This window comes from Bacillus cereus group sp. BfR-BA-01316, from assembly GCF_022664195.1.
Lineage (GTDB): Bacteria > Bacillota > Bacilli > Bacillales > Bacillaceae_G > Bacillus_A.
The window spans coordinates 47,168-63,281 of sequence record NZ_JAKUGX010000028.1 but is presented as its reverse complement, the minus strand read 5'-3'; the positions used below and the strand labels follow the sequence as shown (position 1 = coordinate 63,281).

The window sequence follows — 16,114 nt, the reverse complement described above, 5'->3', positions numbered from 1 at the left end:
TATAGATATCAATGGAATTTAAAAAAGATGACTCCTGTTGGATACAGAAATCATCTTCTTGATGTTGCCTAACTTTTTTCAAAATGTCCTTTACAAAGGGTACAGATTAGTTCATTCACATCCCACTGTTTTTGTTTATCTCACAAATCCCCCACTGATTATTAGTTGAACCAATCGGGTATTTACGGGCAGCCCAACTCCCCCTAACTTCTTTGCTTTACATCCGAATTTTGAGGTGGGAGTCTTACTGCCCGCAAATAGCTGGATAAAACTCCTATGCCTTGGTTGTTCTTACTAAGTAGGTGTCATTCTTATTTTTTAATAAATAGTAGTTTGTCCATCACGAATTTAGTTTTATTTTCATTTTATTATACGGTAAAGACTATTTACTTTATAAATGAAAGGAATGAAAAGATGAACAATAAAAATAAAGGAAAAGTATTCTTCGGTAACGATTGTTGCGAAGTCCGTGCTTGCAGTTATATTAACATCTCTAAATCTGAACTAAAAGAATTCGTTAAAATACTTCAAGAGCTTGAACAAAATATTAAAGATGTATTCCAAAATTCTTCTCAAAGTAATATTGATAAACTTATAGCTACCCTAGATAACCTACAAAAACTCCTCAAATGTTTAGACTTATCACCTGCACAAGAGAAAATCGGAACTTCTATTATTGCTAACCTATTAACTATTCTAAAGACAAAACCTTTCTCATGCGGAGCATTATACGTTGAACTGCAAAGTCTGATTAATTTTTTACTGTATATCGCTAAGTTATTTAAAGTTGATTGCGGTACTATCGACAAACTTGTTAAGCTGATTACAGAAATCCAAACCATTTTAGTTAAATATGGCTCTGGTTGCCTTGGTGGAGGTGCTACCGGTGCTACTGGACCTCAAGGTGCTATCGGACCTCAAGGACCTCGGGGTGCTCAAGGTGCTACTGGTGCTCAAGGACCTCAAGGCGCTCAAGGACCTGCTGGCGTTCAAGGTGCTACTGGAACTCAAGGACCTCAAGGAATTCAAGGACCTGCTGGTGCTACTGGTGCCCAAGGACCTGCTGGTGCTACTGGTGCCCAAGGACCTGCTGGTGCTACTGGTGCTACAGGGGCTGCTGGAACTCCAATCCCTGTAACTATAGCTGCAATAGGAAACTCAATTGCACAAACTATATCCCCTGGAACAAACATCCAATTCAATCAAGTTTTCGAATTAACTAACATTACTTTTAATGACACTTCAGATACTTTAACTATTTTAGAAACAGGAGTATACGATATTAGTTTCTCAGCATCTACGACCTTCCCAGGTTCTTCACCGTTTGGATTTGGTCTTTCATTTAACGGTCAACCACCTACTCGTAATTTTTCAACTAACGTTATCGGTAGTGCAGTTTCTTTCTCAACGATTGTTACATTAACAGCTGGCACAACAATTTCTGTACAACCTACAGCAAATACTATTTCTATCCCTAACACAGGTGACACAACAGCTACACTATCTGTCTTCCGAATTTACTAACTTTTAGTTTTCAATCTTTTTTTGAACGAACAAGCAGAATTGATTTATAGTAATCCGTATTGTTTTGATTGTGTGTTAAATCTCTCTTTAAATAGAAAGGAGCACTTATTTGGGAGGATAAGTGCTCCTTCTTTACGTTTCTTTACTTCAAATTTACTCTAGCTTAATCCTCTTTTTGTATAATGAATAGTGAAGACAAAGACATGAAAGAGGGATGATAATGAGAGTTATATCACTGCCACGTTTTTGGTTTGTTCTCATGGTATGCATGATTTTATGTATAGGATTTCTTTTAACTCTAAATTATTCAGCTATATCAAAAGCAGAGAGAAAAACAGTCCCATACGAACTTCTGTATACAAAGCAAAACAACATCCCTTATTCCTCCTCCACAAAGAATGAAAAAAAGGTTATAAAAGGAATGCTTATTACAGAGGCTTCTAGTTATGAAAACTTACTTCAAATTGCAGAAACGATTAAAGATCAATATAAAAATAAATACGTTGATGAAATAACACTTTCTATCCATAATGAAAATACTGGAAATTACGAAGAAGAATTACCATATGAACCCATTAGTAAAGGAATAATAACCGTTACGTATGATTCTCAATACTTCGGTAGTACCAATGTTACGCTAAACAAATAAATTGAAGCTTTAATCAGTGGATTTTGCTCCCTACCCACTGATTATTAAGTTAAAACAATCGAATTTTTATAGGCAGCTCGACTCCCACCAGACTTCTTTTCTGCTACCAAATTTTGAATCGAGATAAAATCACTCATTTCTCATAAAAAAAGAGGCGAACTCGTTATTCGCCTCTTTTTTTACCAAAATGGAATCCACTCTTTTACTTTATCTATCCATTCCTTTTGCTGTTCTTTTCTTTGTTGTTCCTCTTCTTTTCGTTTTTTCTCTTCTTCTTTCCTCCGTTTTTCCTCCTCAATCATTTTTAATTGTTTTGTATAATCCGCCTCAGGTATTAGAGATAACTGAAATGCCTTTTGAGTTGGATTTCCATTCGCTTTCTTCATAATGTCCCGGAACATTGTCGTTGTAATTTGGCTGCCTCCTGGCACATAATGCTCACTATCCGTTTTATCATACCCTACCCAAATCGCACCTACTAAATCCGGTGTGTATCCAACAAACCACGAATCCTTCGCACCAGTGCTTGGTCCATTTACAAGCTGGGTAGTCCCTGTCTTGCCTGCGGTATCGATATTATTAACTTTCGCTTTTTCACCTGTTCCCCTTTCAATAACACCTTTTAATAAGTATGTCATCTTTTGGGCAACTTTCTCGTTCGTCACACGAGTTTCTTTCTTATACCATTTTCCAATTGTTTCTCCTTCAGCATTTTGGATTTCTCTAATGGCATGAGCTTCTACTTGGACACCATCATTTGCAAGTGCGCTATACGCTTGAGCCATTACAAATGGAGAAGTCCCTACATACATACCTCCTAAAGCAATCGGATACGTATGGTCTTCAGGCTCTAATGGAATACCAAACCGCTCTAAAGATTTCAATCCTTTATCTAATCCAATTTGCTCTAATAGCCAAACTGCTGAAACATTATATGACTTTGCCACCGCTTCATACATCGTCACATTACCATGGAACGTATGATCACTATTTTGTGGTGCATATTCTTTAATATTAAACGGTTCATCTTTTAAGACATCGTATACTTCATATCCTTGTTCTAACGCTGGTACATACACTGCAAGAGGCTTTAACGTTGAACCTGGCTGTCTTTTTAATTGTGTTGCATGATTAAACTGTAAAAATTGATAAGGACCTCTACCTCCAACTAAAGCCGGAACACCGCCAGTTTTTGGATTCATAAGGACCACTCCAGTTTGCATAAGCTGATCTGAACCACTATCTTTAAAATAACTATCATTATTCACGACATCTTCAACCGCTTGTTGTTTTTTCGGGTCAAGTTCCGTATAAATACGATAACCACCTGCTAAAATTTCATTTTGTGTTAATTCATACTTGTCCATCGCTTCTCTAACAATATAATCTACGTATTGAGAATATTTTCCCTTATATTTATCGTCAACACCACGTCGTAATACAAGACCTGATTCTTTCTCCTGATTATATTTTTCTTCAGAAATATATCCTTGCTCCTTCATTAAACCTAATACAACATTACGTCTTTCAATTGATTTATCAAAGTTTTTATACGGCGAATACGCAGATGGCGCTTTAATTAATCCTGCAATCGTTGCAGCTTCTGAAATCGTTAAGTCTTTTACTTCTTTATCAAAATAAGATTTAGCTGCTCTTTTTATCCCCCAAGCACCTTCACCAAAATAAATTTGATTCATATACATTTCAACAATTTCATCTTTCGTATAAGTACGTTCTATTTTTTTCGTTAGAAAGTATTCCTTTATTTTACGCGAGAATGTACGGTCTTGCGTTAAAAATACATTTTTCGCAAGTTGTTGTGTAATCGTACTACCACCTGCCACAACTTCACCGGCTGTAATGTTCTTAAATACAGCACTTATGATTCCACTATAGTAAATACCATGATGACTAAAAAATTCCTTATCTTCTACTGCAACAATTGCTTGAACCATAATATCAGGAATATCTTTCCTTTTAACCCCTTCTGTTTTAGAAGAAGCTAATTTAGTCGCAACTTCATTATTTGCATCATAAATTAAAGTCGGTTGTGGAACAGCTTGTTTTAATTCAGATATATCTTGAATGGAAATTATTATATTTACAACAATAAATAGAGTAGCAAGTAAACTTCCCAATACAATTAATGAATTGCGTAGTTTCTTCCTCTTATTGAACCACTCAAGCGTTTTTTTTAAGTGAGTGTTCTTCAATTTCATTCGTTCACTTCCTTCATTTGTTTACACCCTTCTTTTTAAAAGGAAGAATATACCTCCTTTTGAATTTATTATAATAACGTAGTCGTTCCTATAGTGTAAAGCTTTTCTTTCACATTCATACTTTTCACAAGAAAAGGACATTCTACAAGTAAGATATTCACTATTCAGTATTAATATTATTAATACAACAATGAGAGTTATGTTAAGTTTTTGTAAACTTTTCGATAAAATGTTTTAAAAAACGACAGTTTTTTGTTAGAATTGATTAGCCAATATATTTTACATATATTACTTTTGTGGGGGTAACAATAATGGTCTTTAAATCAAAGAAAGATAAATTTTCTGAAATGCTAATGAATGTTTCCGAAAATTTAAAAGAAGGCGCGCAGTTTTTCGTGGAGTATAAAATTAAAAATGCTAGCGATTTAAAAGAGTTTTCTATGCGCATGAAAGATTATGAGTCAAAAGGTGACTCATTCATTCACGAAATCATTATGGAGCTAAACAAAGCGTTTATTACTCCTATTGAACGTGAAGACATCCTACAGCTTGCAATGAGTATGGATGATGTATTAGACGGATTAGATCATAGTGCTGGTCTATTCGAAATGTATTCTATTACAGAAGCTGATGAATACATGATTAAATTCGTAGAAGCAATTAATCAATGTGCGATTGAAATTGCAAACTCTGTTGAATTACTGTCTAAAAAGAAATTAGTCGATATTCGTACAAATGCGATTAAGATTAAGGATTACGAGTCACAATGTGATGATATTCGCCGTCATGCGATTAAGCACCTATTCTCTCGTGAAAAAGATCCGATTAAGATTATTCAATTTAAAGAGATTTACGAAGAGCTTGAAGAAGTAGCTGATAGCTGTCAAAGCGTTGCAAACGTATTAGAAACAATTATTATGAAGAACGCGTAAGGAGTTTGATCATGGATACACTCTTGATACTGACCGTTTTAGTAGTCATTTGCGCTTTAGCTTTTGACTTTATCAATGGATTTCACGATACAGCAAACGCTATTGCAACGGCTGTTTCAACGAAAGCTCTAAAGCCTAGACATGCAATTATTATGGCAGCTATTATGAACTTTTTAGGTGCGATGACATTTACAGGTGTAGCAAAAACTATTACAAAAGATATCGTTGACCCATTTGCTTTACCTAATGGTTCTCTTGTAATTTTAGCTGCTTTGCTTGCGGCAATAGCTTGGAATTTAATCACTTGGTACTATGGTATTCCAAGTAGTTCTTCGCATGCAATCATTGGCGCAATCGCTGGTGCAGCAATTGCTGCTGCTGGTGTTAACGCATTAAACTATAAAGGGTTTATAAAAATTCTTGAAGCTTTAATCATTTCACCGATTATCGCTTTTGTTATTGGTTATATCGTATATAGTATTTTTAAAGTCGTCTTTAAAAACTTTAACTTAACGAAAACGAACAAAAACTTCCGTATATTCCAGATCTTTACTGCAGCATTACAAGCTTTTACACACGGTACGAATGATGCACAAAAAGCAATGGGAATCATTACGATGGCTCTTATGGCCAATAACTATCATACTTCTGACGACATCCCTTTCTGGGTACAATTAGCTTGTGCAACTGCAATGGGCCTTGGTACTTCTGTCGGTGGATGGAAAATTATTAAAACTGTCGGTGGACAAATTATGAAGATTCGTCCTGTAAATGGTGTAGCTGCCGATTTATCATCATCACTTGTTATTTTCGGTGCAACATTCATTCACTTACCGGTTAGTACGACGCACGTTATCTCTTCTTCTATTTTAGGGGTTGGTGCTTCTCATCGTGTGAAAGGTGTAAAATGGGGAACTGCAAAACGCATGTTAATTACATGGGTTATTACACTTCCAATTTCAGCTTCTTTAGCTGCTCTATTTTATTACCTACTACAATTACTATTCTAATCAAAAGTCGTCTTCCTTATTTTTCTAGGAAGACGACTTTTTTGTGAACAAGCCTATTTCTTATTAAAAAGCGTGTATAATGATTGTTGGATAAGTTATATAGAGGAGTTGGCAATTTTGGAATACATCATGTTACTTTTCATCGGATTAATCGCTGGGACAGTCGGGAGCCTAGTCGGACTTGGGGGCGGAATTATTATCGTTCCGTTATTAATTGGATTGCACAGTTTATCCCCACAACTCGCAGTGGGAACTTCTATGGTAACAGTCGTTTTTACAGGGCTGTCTTCTACCCTTACTTATATGAAACATAAACGGGTAGATTATAAAAGTGGACTTATTTTATTTATCGGGAGTGGTCCTGGTGGTATTATCGGATCATGGGCAAACAAATTTTTAAATCAAGATACATTTTCTTTATACTTTGGGATTTTTCTTATATTCGTCTCCATTCTTCTTATACTACGAGACAAATTGAAACCTCTTTCCCTATCAAATATGACTGTAATTAAGCGATCTTTTACAGATAACGAAGGAAATACTGTAGACTATCAATTCCCACCATTTCTCGCTATCTTTATTGCCTTTATAGTTGGATTTATATCCGGATTATTCGGAATCGGTGGTGGCGCCTTACTTGTGCCAGCGATGATGCTCCTTTTTGCGTTCCCAGCACACATTGCTGTAGCAACTTCAATGTTTATCGTATTTCTCTCAGCAATTGTAAGTTCTTTAACTCACATCTCTCTAGGAAATGTCAGCTGGGCTTATGCATTAATTCTTATTCCTGGTGCATGGATTGGCGGAAAAATCGGGGCTTATATTAACACAAAATTAAGCGGTAATGCAGTAATTAATTTATTACGTATCACATTAATTATTCTTGGAACTAGATTAATCATTACTTCATTTTTATAACGCGTTCTTTCTAGAATGCGTTTTTTCTTATACACATGAATATAAAAAGGCTCCTAGGAGAACAAATAAAACTAAACAAACACTTAATAGCATAAAATTTGAAATATGTACTTTCTTCAAGTTGATCACTCCTATAGCTATGACTGTTATCTTTATGATAGCGAAAAAACAGTTATCTTACAGTTACAAAGTGCTAACAATGCAAAATCATTTATTACAAATTTTATCCTTATATTGCATTTCTTTGTATAATCTATCGATTAAATAAAAAAAGATGTCATATTGACATCTTTTTAGTGAAGAAGTGACCATCCCATAAAGTCTTCATGTACTTGGCACGCCCTCTTATCGTTTCGATCATATAATTCAGCATAACTATCTGTTTCTTCATCATAAGCCATCGTATAAATAATTTGGCCGTCTATTTCAACGGATAAAACGACTCCACCTTTCATCTCTTCTACATGAATGATAGCATTCGCCGGAATTCTCATATCCGTCATCTTCATCGCATCTAACAATATACTAAACCCCCTACAGCGTATTCATTGCTAGTACTATTACACACTAAATAGTATACTACTGTAATAGCATACATTTCGTCAATGAAATTGCTGTTTAAAAAGCATATTATCTTTATACATATACGCTAAAATAGAAGAGATAGAAATGTTTTAATGGGGGGCTAACATTGATTCTACATAAGGGAGATGTATTATTCCGTCAAGGTGAGGACGGTCCTTTATACTTTATAAAAACAGGTTTATTAAAAGTTATTCGATTAGAAGAAGACGGAACACCATTTTTATTTAATATTATCGTTCCTGGTGAAACGATACCTCACCATTCTTTAATTTCACCTAAGGAATATCACGGCACAGCTATCGCTTTAATGAAAACAGAAGTTGAGCCTATAATTAGTAATGAATGGTACGATAAACTTCAGGCGAATCCCGCATCATATGCAAATATCGCTATGCAATTACAATCGAAATTACGAATGATGCAACAGCGTATCGATCAATTGACAACTGTCTCTCCTAAAGAGCGCCTTCATCGTTTACAAGAGTGGTTCACCTTATATTTAGGTGACATCCCTATTTATGAAATATTAACACAAACTGAAATTGGTCAGCTCATAGGTGTACGCCGTGAAACAGTAAATCGATTATTAAGAGAACAAGCAAAAAACGAGGTAAAATAATACCTCGTTTTTTGCTTGGCAACGTTAATCTATTGTAAGCTTGCTGCGGGACCGAAAAATTCATAATGAATGTTCTCTTGTTTAACACCTAACTCGATTAATGCGGCATAAATATGTTTCATAAATGGCACTGGACCACAGAAATAAAATTCTGCTTCAGTTGTCGGAATAATAGATTGTAGCCACTCACCTTCAATGAATCCTTCTTTATCAAAATTCTTCATTTCCACATCTTGCTCTGTCGGTGAAGAATAGCAAGTATATGCTTTAACTTGTTCATACTCTTTTTCTACTGTCTCAACATGCTCTTTCATCGCATGTGTATTACTATTTATCGCCGCATGAACAAAGCATACATTACGCTTTGATTCTTGTTCAATTAACGTATTTAACATACTCATCATCGGTGTAATACCTACTCCACCACTAATTAGTACAACAGGTAATGTTGACCCCATATTTAATACGAAATCTCCCGCTGGTGCACTTACTGGTAAGACATCTCCTTCCCCTACATAATCATGTAAGTAATTAGATACTTTACCATCTGGTGTATCTACACCTTTTTCTTTCTTTACACTAATACGATAATATCCTTTTCCAGGAGCATCAGATAAGCTATATTGACGATTATGCGTATATGTTTCACCTTCAATATTTATTTGAATCGTTACATATTGTCCTGGGATGAATGAAGAAACTTTCCCACCATCTTCAGGTTTTAAATAAAATGATGTAATAACGTCGCTTTCCTTCACTTTTTTAACAATCACAAAGTTGCGGAAATCTTTCCATCCACCTTCTTTATGTGCAGCTTCTTCATACATATCCGCTTCAATGCTAATGAATGCATCAGCAATGACGCCATATGCTTCTCCCCATGCATTTAAAACTTCATCAGGTGCGCCTGCGACCTCTTTAATCGCTCGTAGTAAGCATGTACCTACTATTGGATAATGCTCTGCTTTAATACCTAAACTTCTATGCTTATGACCGATTTGTTTTACAACTGGAATAATAGCTTCTAAATTATCAATGTACATTGCAGCTGCATAAACAGCATTTGCTAACGCTTGTTGTTGTCTTCCCTTTTTCTGATTCGTATGGTTAAAAATATTCAATAACTCCGGATGTTCCGAAAATAAAATTTGATAAAATCTCGTTGTAATTTCAACGCCTTTTTCTTGTAATAACGGTACTGTTGACTTTACGATTTCAATTGTTTTTGCACTTAACATTGCATCCCACTCCTCTATTTCCTTAACTGTTTTTAGTTTAACTGAATTGTGTAATACATATTGTGATTTTAATCACTATTAACATGGTGTTTTTGTGAAAAATATATGAACAATGCACATATTAAATAAATTTTAACTAGTGGCGTGCTCCCATCCGCTACTAATTATTAGCCCTCATTAATTGTGCTCAAAAAAAAGCTAACTAGAATTCTAGCTAGCCTACTACTTTGTTTGTATTGCTTGTTCAATTACTTTTAGATTCTGCCCGTTTCCAAGCTCTGTATACCCCCATATATTCGTTTCACCTTTATATTTATTCATAAGTATATCCAAGTCATGATATACGCGATGAGCATAGATCACATACTCCATATTCTGAAGCTCCACACCTTTTTTTACAATTTCATAACTTCTATTCACATCGCGTTTTATTTTTTCATTTTTTATTTCTTTATGTATATTTTTTAAAGAGGCTTCTTGCTCTTGAAACCATTGTTTAAAATGTTTCCAATCCCCATCTGTATATTTCTCTGCCTTACCATAATTCAAGAAATTATTATAACTTTCATGTGTCGTACGAACAAAATCGAGTGTCTTCTTCTTCTCTTGCACCTCTTCCATTTGTGCTACTGTATTTACTCCAGCAGACTTATTCGCATAATATAATAGTATTTTCATAAGACTATAGCTCGCTATTGCCATCACAGTAATAGCTACCAATACACTTAACAATTTCTTCATATACAGAACTCCTTTTCTACTATGAATATTACAATGTACTTTTACACTTGTAACATTCTCTCGCAGAAATACAATTCCTGTTTAAACCTTTCCTATCATTTCGACACTATTTTTCTACAAACTTCTCTTTGGCAAGTGTTCTTGTAAAACAACATAACCTTCATAAGCTGTATAACCGAGTATAGCCATTAATCCGATATAACAAGCAAATACTGTCCATTTTGTTTTTGTATCGACTTTATAATAATTTTCTTGTTGTTTCTTTTCTGTTTCCCATTCATTTAATTTTCTTTCCGACAGTTCAAACGCTTCTCTTATACGAATTGTATACTCATCTTGTTCATCTTCATATGGAACATAATCAAGTGGCTCAAATTTTGGTAAAAGATACTCTAGCACTTCAATCTTTTGAAGTTCTCCTGTTTTTAATTCTTTTTCACGTTCTCTTTGTCTTAATACATTCATCTCATGGTGAATCATATAAATCGTTCGATGCACCGCACCAGTTTCTTTTAATTCCTCTTCAAGCCTAGCAACATATTCTTTCATTCCATCGATTTTATATCCTAATTCCTTAATCGGCTCATCTCTCTTTATTACTCTATATAGTTCCATACAGCCGATAATAAAAATAAATCCTCCTAAAATACTCTTGAAGTAAATAGAATAGCCGAGTAGTAAAGCTAGCCCTGCTCCCCAAATTTTCGTGCTTACAACTGAAATTATTCGTCCACCATCTAACGGAGAAACTGGAATTAAGTTAAAGAAATTAATCATACTTCCAAGTAAAATAATAAGCGCCCAAAACGGCTCTTTCGTTATTATATACAGTGGGATCGCGGGTAAAAATGAAAGCAATCCGAAAAGAGGTCCCATATATGCAATGTAAGCTTCATCTTTTGCATTTTTCGGCATCTCTTTCATCCCAATAAGAGCTCCCATAAATGGTATGAAGATTGCTGGCGATGTTGGTATACCTTTCTTTCTCGCTGCCCATAAATGCCCCATCTCATGTACAAACAATAAATACACGAGTGCTACCCCAAACTTCCAACCATATATGACTGCGTATGCACCAAGCGATAAAAACATACTAAATACTGTTGAAAATTTTGCTAACTTAAAAATTGCAAATACCCATTTTAACTTAGATAGTAAAAATAACCCTATTGCAACAATAATTCCCCATAACCCTTTTTTATTATTTTTCATATTCCTCTCCTTTATCTCGCTTTACTGAGCCATATACACTCATCAAAACTTATTCTTTTCTCTATTATGACATATTTTTTTCTATTGTTAGAAATAATGTTTATTTCATCCATTTTTAGCCAAAAATAAAAATAAAAGGAGGTAAATACAAATGAAATTACAATCTCTTATGATAGGCGCTCTATCGTTTTTAGCTTCAACTCTTATTTTTTATACCGTCAGTTACGTATTATTATTAGATTGGTTGCCAAATCACTTATTTATAGCCCTTATTATTCTTTCTGCTCTTATGATTTCCTTTCTAATTACACGAAAATCAATGAATGAGCCATCTGCAAAAGCAAAATAATAGAGGGGACCTTTCCCCTCTATTATCATTTCCTAGGAAAGGCCATATAGACTTTATGATTCTTACTGCCCGCTATTTGCGGGTAGTAAGAATCCCACCTCAAAATTCGGCTGGAGCAAAGAAGTTAGGTGGGAGTCATGCTAATAATCAGCGGGGGCCCCCCACTGATTAAAGTTTCACTTTATCTTTGTAAATTCATTTTTTCACCATACTCTTTAACAATTTGAATAATGTTTTGAAATGCTCCTACTTTTTCTTTCTTACTATTTAATATTTGCAAATCGTAATTATCATAATAGGTTTCTAGTGATTTTAATTGTGATTCTGAAGCATCTTTTATCGGAACAGTAACATTCAATTCATACTGTTTATACCCTTCCTTTACTTTTTCAGCTGAAATTATTTCACTCTCTTTTGCGCTAATTAATTTTTGAACCTTTTCCGGGAAAATTAATTGCAAATAATATTCTTGTTCCTTTGCTAACTTATTATATAGTGATTGTGAAATCGTATAACGTACTGTATAATTCATTTTTTGATCACCTGCTTTAATATGAAACGCAGTAATCTGCATGTCTTTTTTTGTTACTTCCGTTAAAGTACCTACCTGCATCTCATCTTCTTTTTGTTCTGGAATCTTTGGAAATATAGCCAAAAGCTTTTCCGTATCTTTTTCGTTAAGCATATACATATCTTTCTTATACTGTACCCATCCTCGGCGGTCTTCTCCTCTTAACCATGCATAATATGTTTCTTTTTTTCCATCTCTACTAATTTGTATTTCATATTCCGGTTCACCAAAACTACCCGTTACTTCTTGTTTTTCCGCTTTGTTTATAATATCCACCACCAACTCCGCATCCATTTTCTTTAAATTTTTTTCTTCTTTACCTTTTTGCATAACAGTTACTTGTAATGGTTCTTTCACTTCATTCACTGTCTCCTCTACTTGTTTTGATTCTTTCTTTTGCTCGGCTTGACCACACGACGCGAGTAAAATAACACATAAAAACATTAAATATTTCCCTTTCAAATCGATTCTCCTTTTCCAATAAGAAATTCTTATAATCCTCATACATAAAACAAAAACGTTACATTATATAGAATGAGCTATACTATACATTGAAGGGAGGATTTTACAATGTCCATTAATTTTCATGATGCAAATAATAAGTATACGTATGCAAATCGTAACGCACATATTTCATGGCAGGACACAATAAATAATATTGCAGATGTGCAAAATAAAAAAGTAATTGATATAGGTTGTGGTGGCGGCATTTATACGAAAGAACTTGCTCTTATGGGAGCCAAAAGTGTTGTTGGGCTTGATTTTTCAAAAGAAATATTACAAGCTGCAAAAGAAAATTGTAATGCCTTCCCAAACATTTCATTCATTCACGGTGATGCGCATAATATTCCATACCCTAACGAAACATTCGACCTTATCATTTCGCGTGCAGTCATTCATCACTTACAAGATATTCCTATTTTTATACGAGAGGCTTCTCGCATATTAAAAAAAGACGGTACACTTATTTTACAAGACCGAACTATTGAAGATTGTACAATTCCAGGAAATCCTGAACACATTCGTGGATATTTTTTCTCTGTATTTCCAAAACTCATTGAAATAGAATCAAAAAGAAGACCAAAAACCACTACCATACAGCAAGAATTACAAAAATATTCTCTTCAAGTATTCCCCATACAAACACAATGGGAAGTACGAAAAACACATGATTCTGTAGAAGCATTGCTGCAAGATTTATCTCCTCGAACCGGACGATCCATTCTATATGAATTAACAGATAATGAACTTTCTCAACTTCTACATCATATCCAAACCGCATTACAAAACGTCTCTCCTATCATCGAAAGAGATCGTTGGACAATTTGGAGCGCGAAAAAATTGTAAGGAAGGAAGCCTCACAAAATAATGTGAGGCTTCCTTCTTTCATAATCTAATTTTGCAACACTCTTGATATCCTCCACTCCTGGCCTGTGCACTTCCACACTTCGGACATACTAAATATCTAGACTGATTTGTCAACAAACTACCTTTTTGGAAGAGTAAAACTTCTGCTTGTTTAAACGAACGCGAATAATATAACCACATAAAACCAATTATAGCAATAATGCCAAATAATACTCCCATCGCAAGCATTTCAGTCACCTCTTTTGGTTTGTTCTTTCCAGCAAGTGGATTGTTGTATTATTCTCTGCAAATTCAAACAATTCCTCCCTTACTCCTATAAATATCGATTTTCTCCATAAACTTTACAATTCTCTATAATGTTTTACAGCATTTTTACAAACAGCATTAACCCTTATATTCTCAGCTATATTTCTATAGGAAAGTGTATTTCCCAAAAAATATGTTGACTTTCTAAAAAAAACATGTGAAAATATTGTCAGAATACTTGAATAAAAATTCATTGACGAGAACGAGTATGTTATAGAGCTGTTCCCCAGAGAGTTGGTATTTTGCTGAAAGCCAATGCTCAGTTCGTAACCGAAAATCATCTCCGAGAAGTAGAACCGAATGCTGAAGTAAGTTCTTACCGGTCGTCCCCCGTTACAAGGAACACGTATCATGTTGTACGTTGTAAAGCCGTATACATATAGATATATTTCTACATGTATAAATTAGGGTGGTATCGCGGGTAAATATAACTCGTCCCTTTCTTAAGGGACGAGTTTTTTGTGTTCTTACAATGAATTTACAAAAAAGGAGGAAAAAACAATGAACACTGTATCAAAAAAACATGTTTTTTTCACAGGTCTTATGCTATTTTCTTTATTTTTTGGAGCAGGCAATTTAATTTTCCCTCCAATGCTTGGACAAAATGCTGGTGAAAACTTTTGGCCAGCAATGATTGGTTTTTTACTAACAGGAGTCGGCTTACCGCTACTTACTGTTATCGCCATTTCTCTATCAGGAAATGGAATGCAACAACTTGCAAGTCATGTTCACCCATTATTCGGAATATTCTTTACGGTGGTTGTATACATTGCAATCGGTCCGTCTATGGGCATCCCACGTGTTGCTAATGTCGCTTATGAAATGGGAGTTAGTTCTTTCTTACCAGAAACTATTCGCTCTAGCAGCCTAACGCTATTTTTATACACAGTCATCTTCTTTGCTATCGTATTTTGGCTTAGTTTAAATCCTTCTAAACTCGTCGATCGTATTGGAAGTGTATTAACACCTATTTTATTACTCTCTATTTTCTCATTATTTGTTAAGGGTGTATTTACACCCCTCGGGCAATCCGGACCAGCAATGCAAGAGTATCAAATTTCTCCAATTTTCAAAGGTTTTATGGAAGGATACTTAACGATGGATACCATTTCAGCACTTGCATTTGGAATTATCGTTGTAAATACAATTCGCTCAAAAGGTGTGAATGACCGTAAATCAATTGCCATCGCAACAGCAAAAGCAGGACTTATTGCCGCTACTGGTCTCATACTTGTATATGGTGCACTTGGCTGGCTCGGTACAACTAGTGTCTCTCTCGGATACGCAACAAACGGCGGACAGCTACTTACCGTTATCGTACAACAATTACTTGGTCCCTATGGTCTAATTCTATTATCTCTTATCGTTACACTCGCTTGCTTAACAACATGTATTGGACTTGTATCTGCATGCAGTCAATACTTCTCAACATTATTGACAAAATTTTCATACAAAATGTTAGCAAGTGTCATTTGCACATTAGGATTATTAGTTGCCAACTTAGGTTTAACAAAAATCATCGCAATCTCTGTTCCTATTTTACTTGTTGTATATCCAATTGCGATTGTACTTGTATTACTATCCTTACTTCATAAATATTTCGGTGGATATCGTTCTGTTTATGTAGGTGCGTTAATCGGATCTGCAGTTGTGAGCGTATTTGATGGATTAAAACAAGGGAATATTCCTGTTTCATCTATCACATCTTATTTCGAGTTTATTCCATTATATAATGAAGGAATCGGCTGGTTAGTACCAGCATTAGTTGGGGCTATTATCGGTCTTGCTATTGCAAAATTAAGTGGTGCAAAAGCAGTACCATTAACGGATCATTCACCTGAATCGAAAGTATCATAAAAAAACTCCCATTTCG

Annotated in this window: 17 protein-coding genes and 1 other annotated feature; of the genes, 10 read left to right on the top strand and 7 right to left on the bottom strand. The window is 34.8% G+C overall.

What is annotated here, in order from left to right; genetic code table 11:
• From MR071_RS25835 to MR071_RS19255, 3 genes are all read left to right on the top strand, one after another.
• On the top strand, positions 1-72 hold a 72-nt coding region (locus tag MR071_RS25835; RefSeq protein WP_325782561.1), incomplete at its 5' end, for an IS3 family transposase.
• Positions 73-414: 342 nt separating this feature from the next.
• Complete coding sequence (locus MR071_RS19260) at positions 415-1,524, top strand: Gly-Xaa-Xaa repeat protein (protein ID WP_242237608.1); 1,110 nt, start codon at positions 415-417, stop codon at positions 1,522-1,524.
• A gap of 220 nt (positions 1,525-1,744) precedes the next feature.
• A complete protein-coding gene (locus MR071_RS19255; RefSeq protein WP_105584050.1) occupies positions 1,745-2,173 on the top strand; it encodes a hypothetical protein in 429 nt (142 codons plus the stop codon).
• Positions 2,174-2,352: 179 nt separating this feature from the next.
• Here the strand turns inward: MR071_RS19255 and MR071_RS19250 are convergent, their stop codons facing one another.
• Positions 2,353-4,392 carry a transglycosylase domain-containing protein gene (locus tag MR071_RS19250; RefSeq protein ID WP_242237606.1) on the bottom strand — a complete coding sequence of 680 codons (2,040 nt, stop codon included), beginning with the start codon at positions 4,390-4,392 and terminating at the stop codon, positions 2,353-2,355.
• 311 nt (positions 4,393-4,703) lie between these two features.
• On the opposite strand from MR071_RS19250, the gene MR071_RS19245 reads away from it, so the two are divergent.
• The 3 genes from MR071_RS19245 (at position 4,704) to MR071_RS19235 (ending at position 7,252) form a co-directional block, all read left to right on the top strand.
• Positions 4,704-5,324 (top strand): DUF47 domain-containing protein, encoded by a 621-nt coding sequence (locus MR071_RS19245; protein WP_105584052.1) that lies wholly within the window; start codon positions 4,704-4,706, stop codon positions 5,322-5,324.
• 11 nt (positions 5,325-5,335) lie between these two features.
• Positions 5,336-6,334 (top strand): inorganic phosphate transporter, encoded by a 999-nt coding sequence (locus MR071_RS19240; protein ID WP_105584053.1) that lies wholly within the window; start codon positions 5,336-5,338, stop codon positions 6,332-6,334.
• A 117-nt stretch (positions 6,335-6,451) separates the two neighbouring features.
• The gene (locus MR071_RS19235) at positions 6,452-7,252 is read left to right on the top strand and encodes a sulfite exporter TauE/SafE family protein (protein ID WP_002158631.1); all 801 of its coding nucleotides are present in this window, start codon (positions 6,452-6,454) and stop codon (positions 7,250-7,252) included.
• 293 nt (positions 7,253-7,545) lie between these two features.
• Here the strand turns inward: MR071_RS19235 and MR071_RS19230 are convergent, their stop codons facing one another.
• Positions 7,546-7,773, bottom strand: coding sequence for a hypothetical protein (locus tag MR071_RS19230; RefSeq protein ID WP_000883004.1), 228 nt, complete (start codon positions 7,771-7,773; stop codon positions 7,546-7,548).
• A gap of 170 nt (positions 7,774-7,943) precedes the next feature.
• On the opposite strand from MR071_RS19230, the gene MR071_RS19225 reads away from it, so the two are divergent.
• On the top strand, positions 7,944-8,456 hold the full coding sequence (locus tag MR071_RS19225; protein WP_105584054.1) for a Crp/Fnr family transcriptional regulator: 513 nt from the start codon (positions 7,944-7,946) through the stop codon (positions 8,454-8,456).
• Positions 8,457-8,485: 29 nt separating this feature from the next.
• Here the strand turns inward: MR071_RS19225 and hmpA are convergent, their stop codons facing one another.
• From hmpA to MR071_RS19210, 3 genes are all read right to left on the bottom strand, one after another.
• Positions 8,486-9,694, bottom strand: coding sequence for an NO-inducible flavohemoprotein (hmpA, locus tag MR071_RS19220; RefSeq protein WP_105584055.1), 1,209 nt, complete (start codon positions 9,692-9,694; stop codon positions 8,486-8,488).
• A gap of 222 nt (positions 9,695-9,916) precedes the next feature.
• Complete coding sequence (locus MR071_RS19215; RefSeq protein ID WP_242237604.1) at positions 9,917-10,435, bottom strand: hypothetical protein; 519 nt, start codon at positions 10,433-10,435, stop codon at positions 9,917-9,919.
• A gap of 114 nt (positions 10,436-10,549) precedes the next feature.
• Positions 10,550-11,647, bottom strand: a complete 1,098-nt coding sequence (locus tag MR071_RS19210; RefSeq protein WP_242237602.1) for a site-2 protease family protein — start codon at positions 11,645-11,647, stop codon at positions 10,550-10,552.
• Positions 11,648-11,798: 151 nt separating this feature from the next.
• Here MR071_RS19210 and MR071_RS19205 point away from each other — a divergent pair, with 151 nt between their 5' ends.
• Entirely contained in the window at positions 11,799-11,996 is a 198-nt protein-coding gene (locus tag MR071_RS19205; protein WP_000776287.1) for a hypothetical protein, read from the top strand.
• A 181-nt stretch (positions 11,997-12,177) separates the two neighbouring features.
• Here the strand turns inward: MR071_RS19205 and MR071_RS19200 are convergent, their stop codons facing one another.
• A complete protein-coding gene (locus tag MR071_RS19200) occupies positions 12,178-13,029 on the bottom strand; it encodes a YhfM domain-containing protein (protein WP_105584059.1) in 852 nt (283 codons plus the stop codon).
• A 108-nt stretch (positions 13,030-13,137) separates the two neighbouring features.
• On the opposite strand from MR071_RS19200, the gene MR071_RS19195 reads away from it, so the two are divergent.
• Positions 13,138-13,914 (top strand): class I SAM-dependent methyltransferase, encoded by a 777-nt coding sequence (locus MR071_RS19195; RefSeq protein WP_105584060.1) that lies wholly within the window; start codon positions 13,138-13,140, stop codon positions 13,912-13,914.
• A gap of 39 nt (positions 13,915-13,953) precedes the next feature.
• On the opposite strand, the gene MR071_RS19190 is transcribed toward MR071_RS19195, so the two are convergent.
• On the bottom strand, positions 13,954-14,163 hold the full coding sequence (locus MR071_RS19190; RefSeq protein WP_000880630.1) for a hypothetical protein: 210 nt from the start codon (positions 14,161-14,163) through the stop codon (positions 13,954-13,956).
• A gap of 262 nt (positions 14,164-14,425) precedes the next feature.
• Positions 14,426-14,684, top strand: a binding site (T-box leader).
• A gap of 58 nt (positions 14,685-14,742) precedes the next feature.
• On the opposite strand from MR071_RS19190, the gene brnQ3 reads away from it, so the two are divergent.
• Positions 14,743-16,098: a branched-chain amino acid transport system II carrier protein BrnQ3 gene (gene brnQ3, locus MR071_RS19185; RefSeq protein ID WP_105584061.1), complete on the top strand. Its 1,356-nt coding sequence runs from the start codon at positions 14,743-14,745 to the stop codon at positions 16,096-16,098.
• Positions 16,099-16,114: the final 16 nt, after the last annotated feature.

Bases quoted from the DNA above. Each gene is read 5' to 3' on its own strand.
- MR071_RS19260 (WP_242237608.1), top strand. From the start codon at position 415: ATGAACAATAAAAATAAAGGAAAAGTATTCTTCGGTAACGATTGTTGC.
- MR071_RS19255 (WP_105584050.1), top strand. From the start codon at position 1,745: ATGAGAGTTATATCACTGCCACGTTTTTGGTTTGTTCTCATGGTATGC.
- MR071_RS19250 (WP_242237606.1), bottom strand. From the start codon at position 4,392: ATGAAATTGAAGAACACTCACTTAAAAAAAACGCTTGAGTGGTTCAAT.
- MR071_RS19245 (WP_105584052.1), top strand. From the start codon at position 4,704: ATGGTCTTTAAATCAAAGAAAGATAAATTTTCTGAAATGCTAATGAAT.
- MR071_RS19240 (WP_105584053.1), top strand. From the start codon at position 5,336: ATGGATACACTCTTGATACTGACCGTTTTAGTAGTCATTTGCGCTTTA.
- hmpA (WP_105584055.1), bottom strand. From the start codon at position 9,694: ATGTTAAGTGCAAAAACAATTGAAATCGTAAAGTCAACAGTACCGTTA.
- MR071_RS19215 (WP_242237604.1), bottom strand. From the start codon at position 10,435: ATGAAGAAATTGTTAAGTGTATTGGTAGCTATTACTGTGATGGCAATA.
- MR071_RS19210 (WP_242237602.1), bottom strand. From the start codon at position 11,647: ATGAAAAATAATAAAAAAGGGTTATGGGGAATTATTGTTGCAATAGGG.
- MR071_RS19205 (WP_000776287.1), top strand. From the start codon at position 11,799: ATGAAATTACAATCTCTTATGATAGGCGCTCTATCGTTTTTAGCTTCA.
- MR071_RS19195 (WP_105584060.1), top strand. From the start codon at position 13,138: ATGTCCATTAATTTTCATGATGCAAATAATAAGTATACGTATGCAAAT.
- MR071_RS19190 (WP_000880630.1), bottom strand. From the start codon at position 14,163: ATGCTTGCGATGGGAGTATTATTTGGCATTATTGCTATAATTGGTTTT.
- brnQ3 (WP_105584061.1), top strand. From the start codon at position 14,743: ATGAACACTGTATCAAAAAAACATGTTTTTTTCACAGGTCTTATGCTA.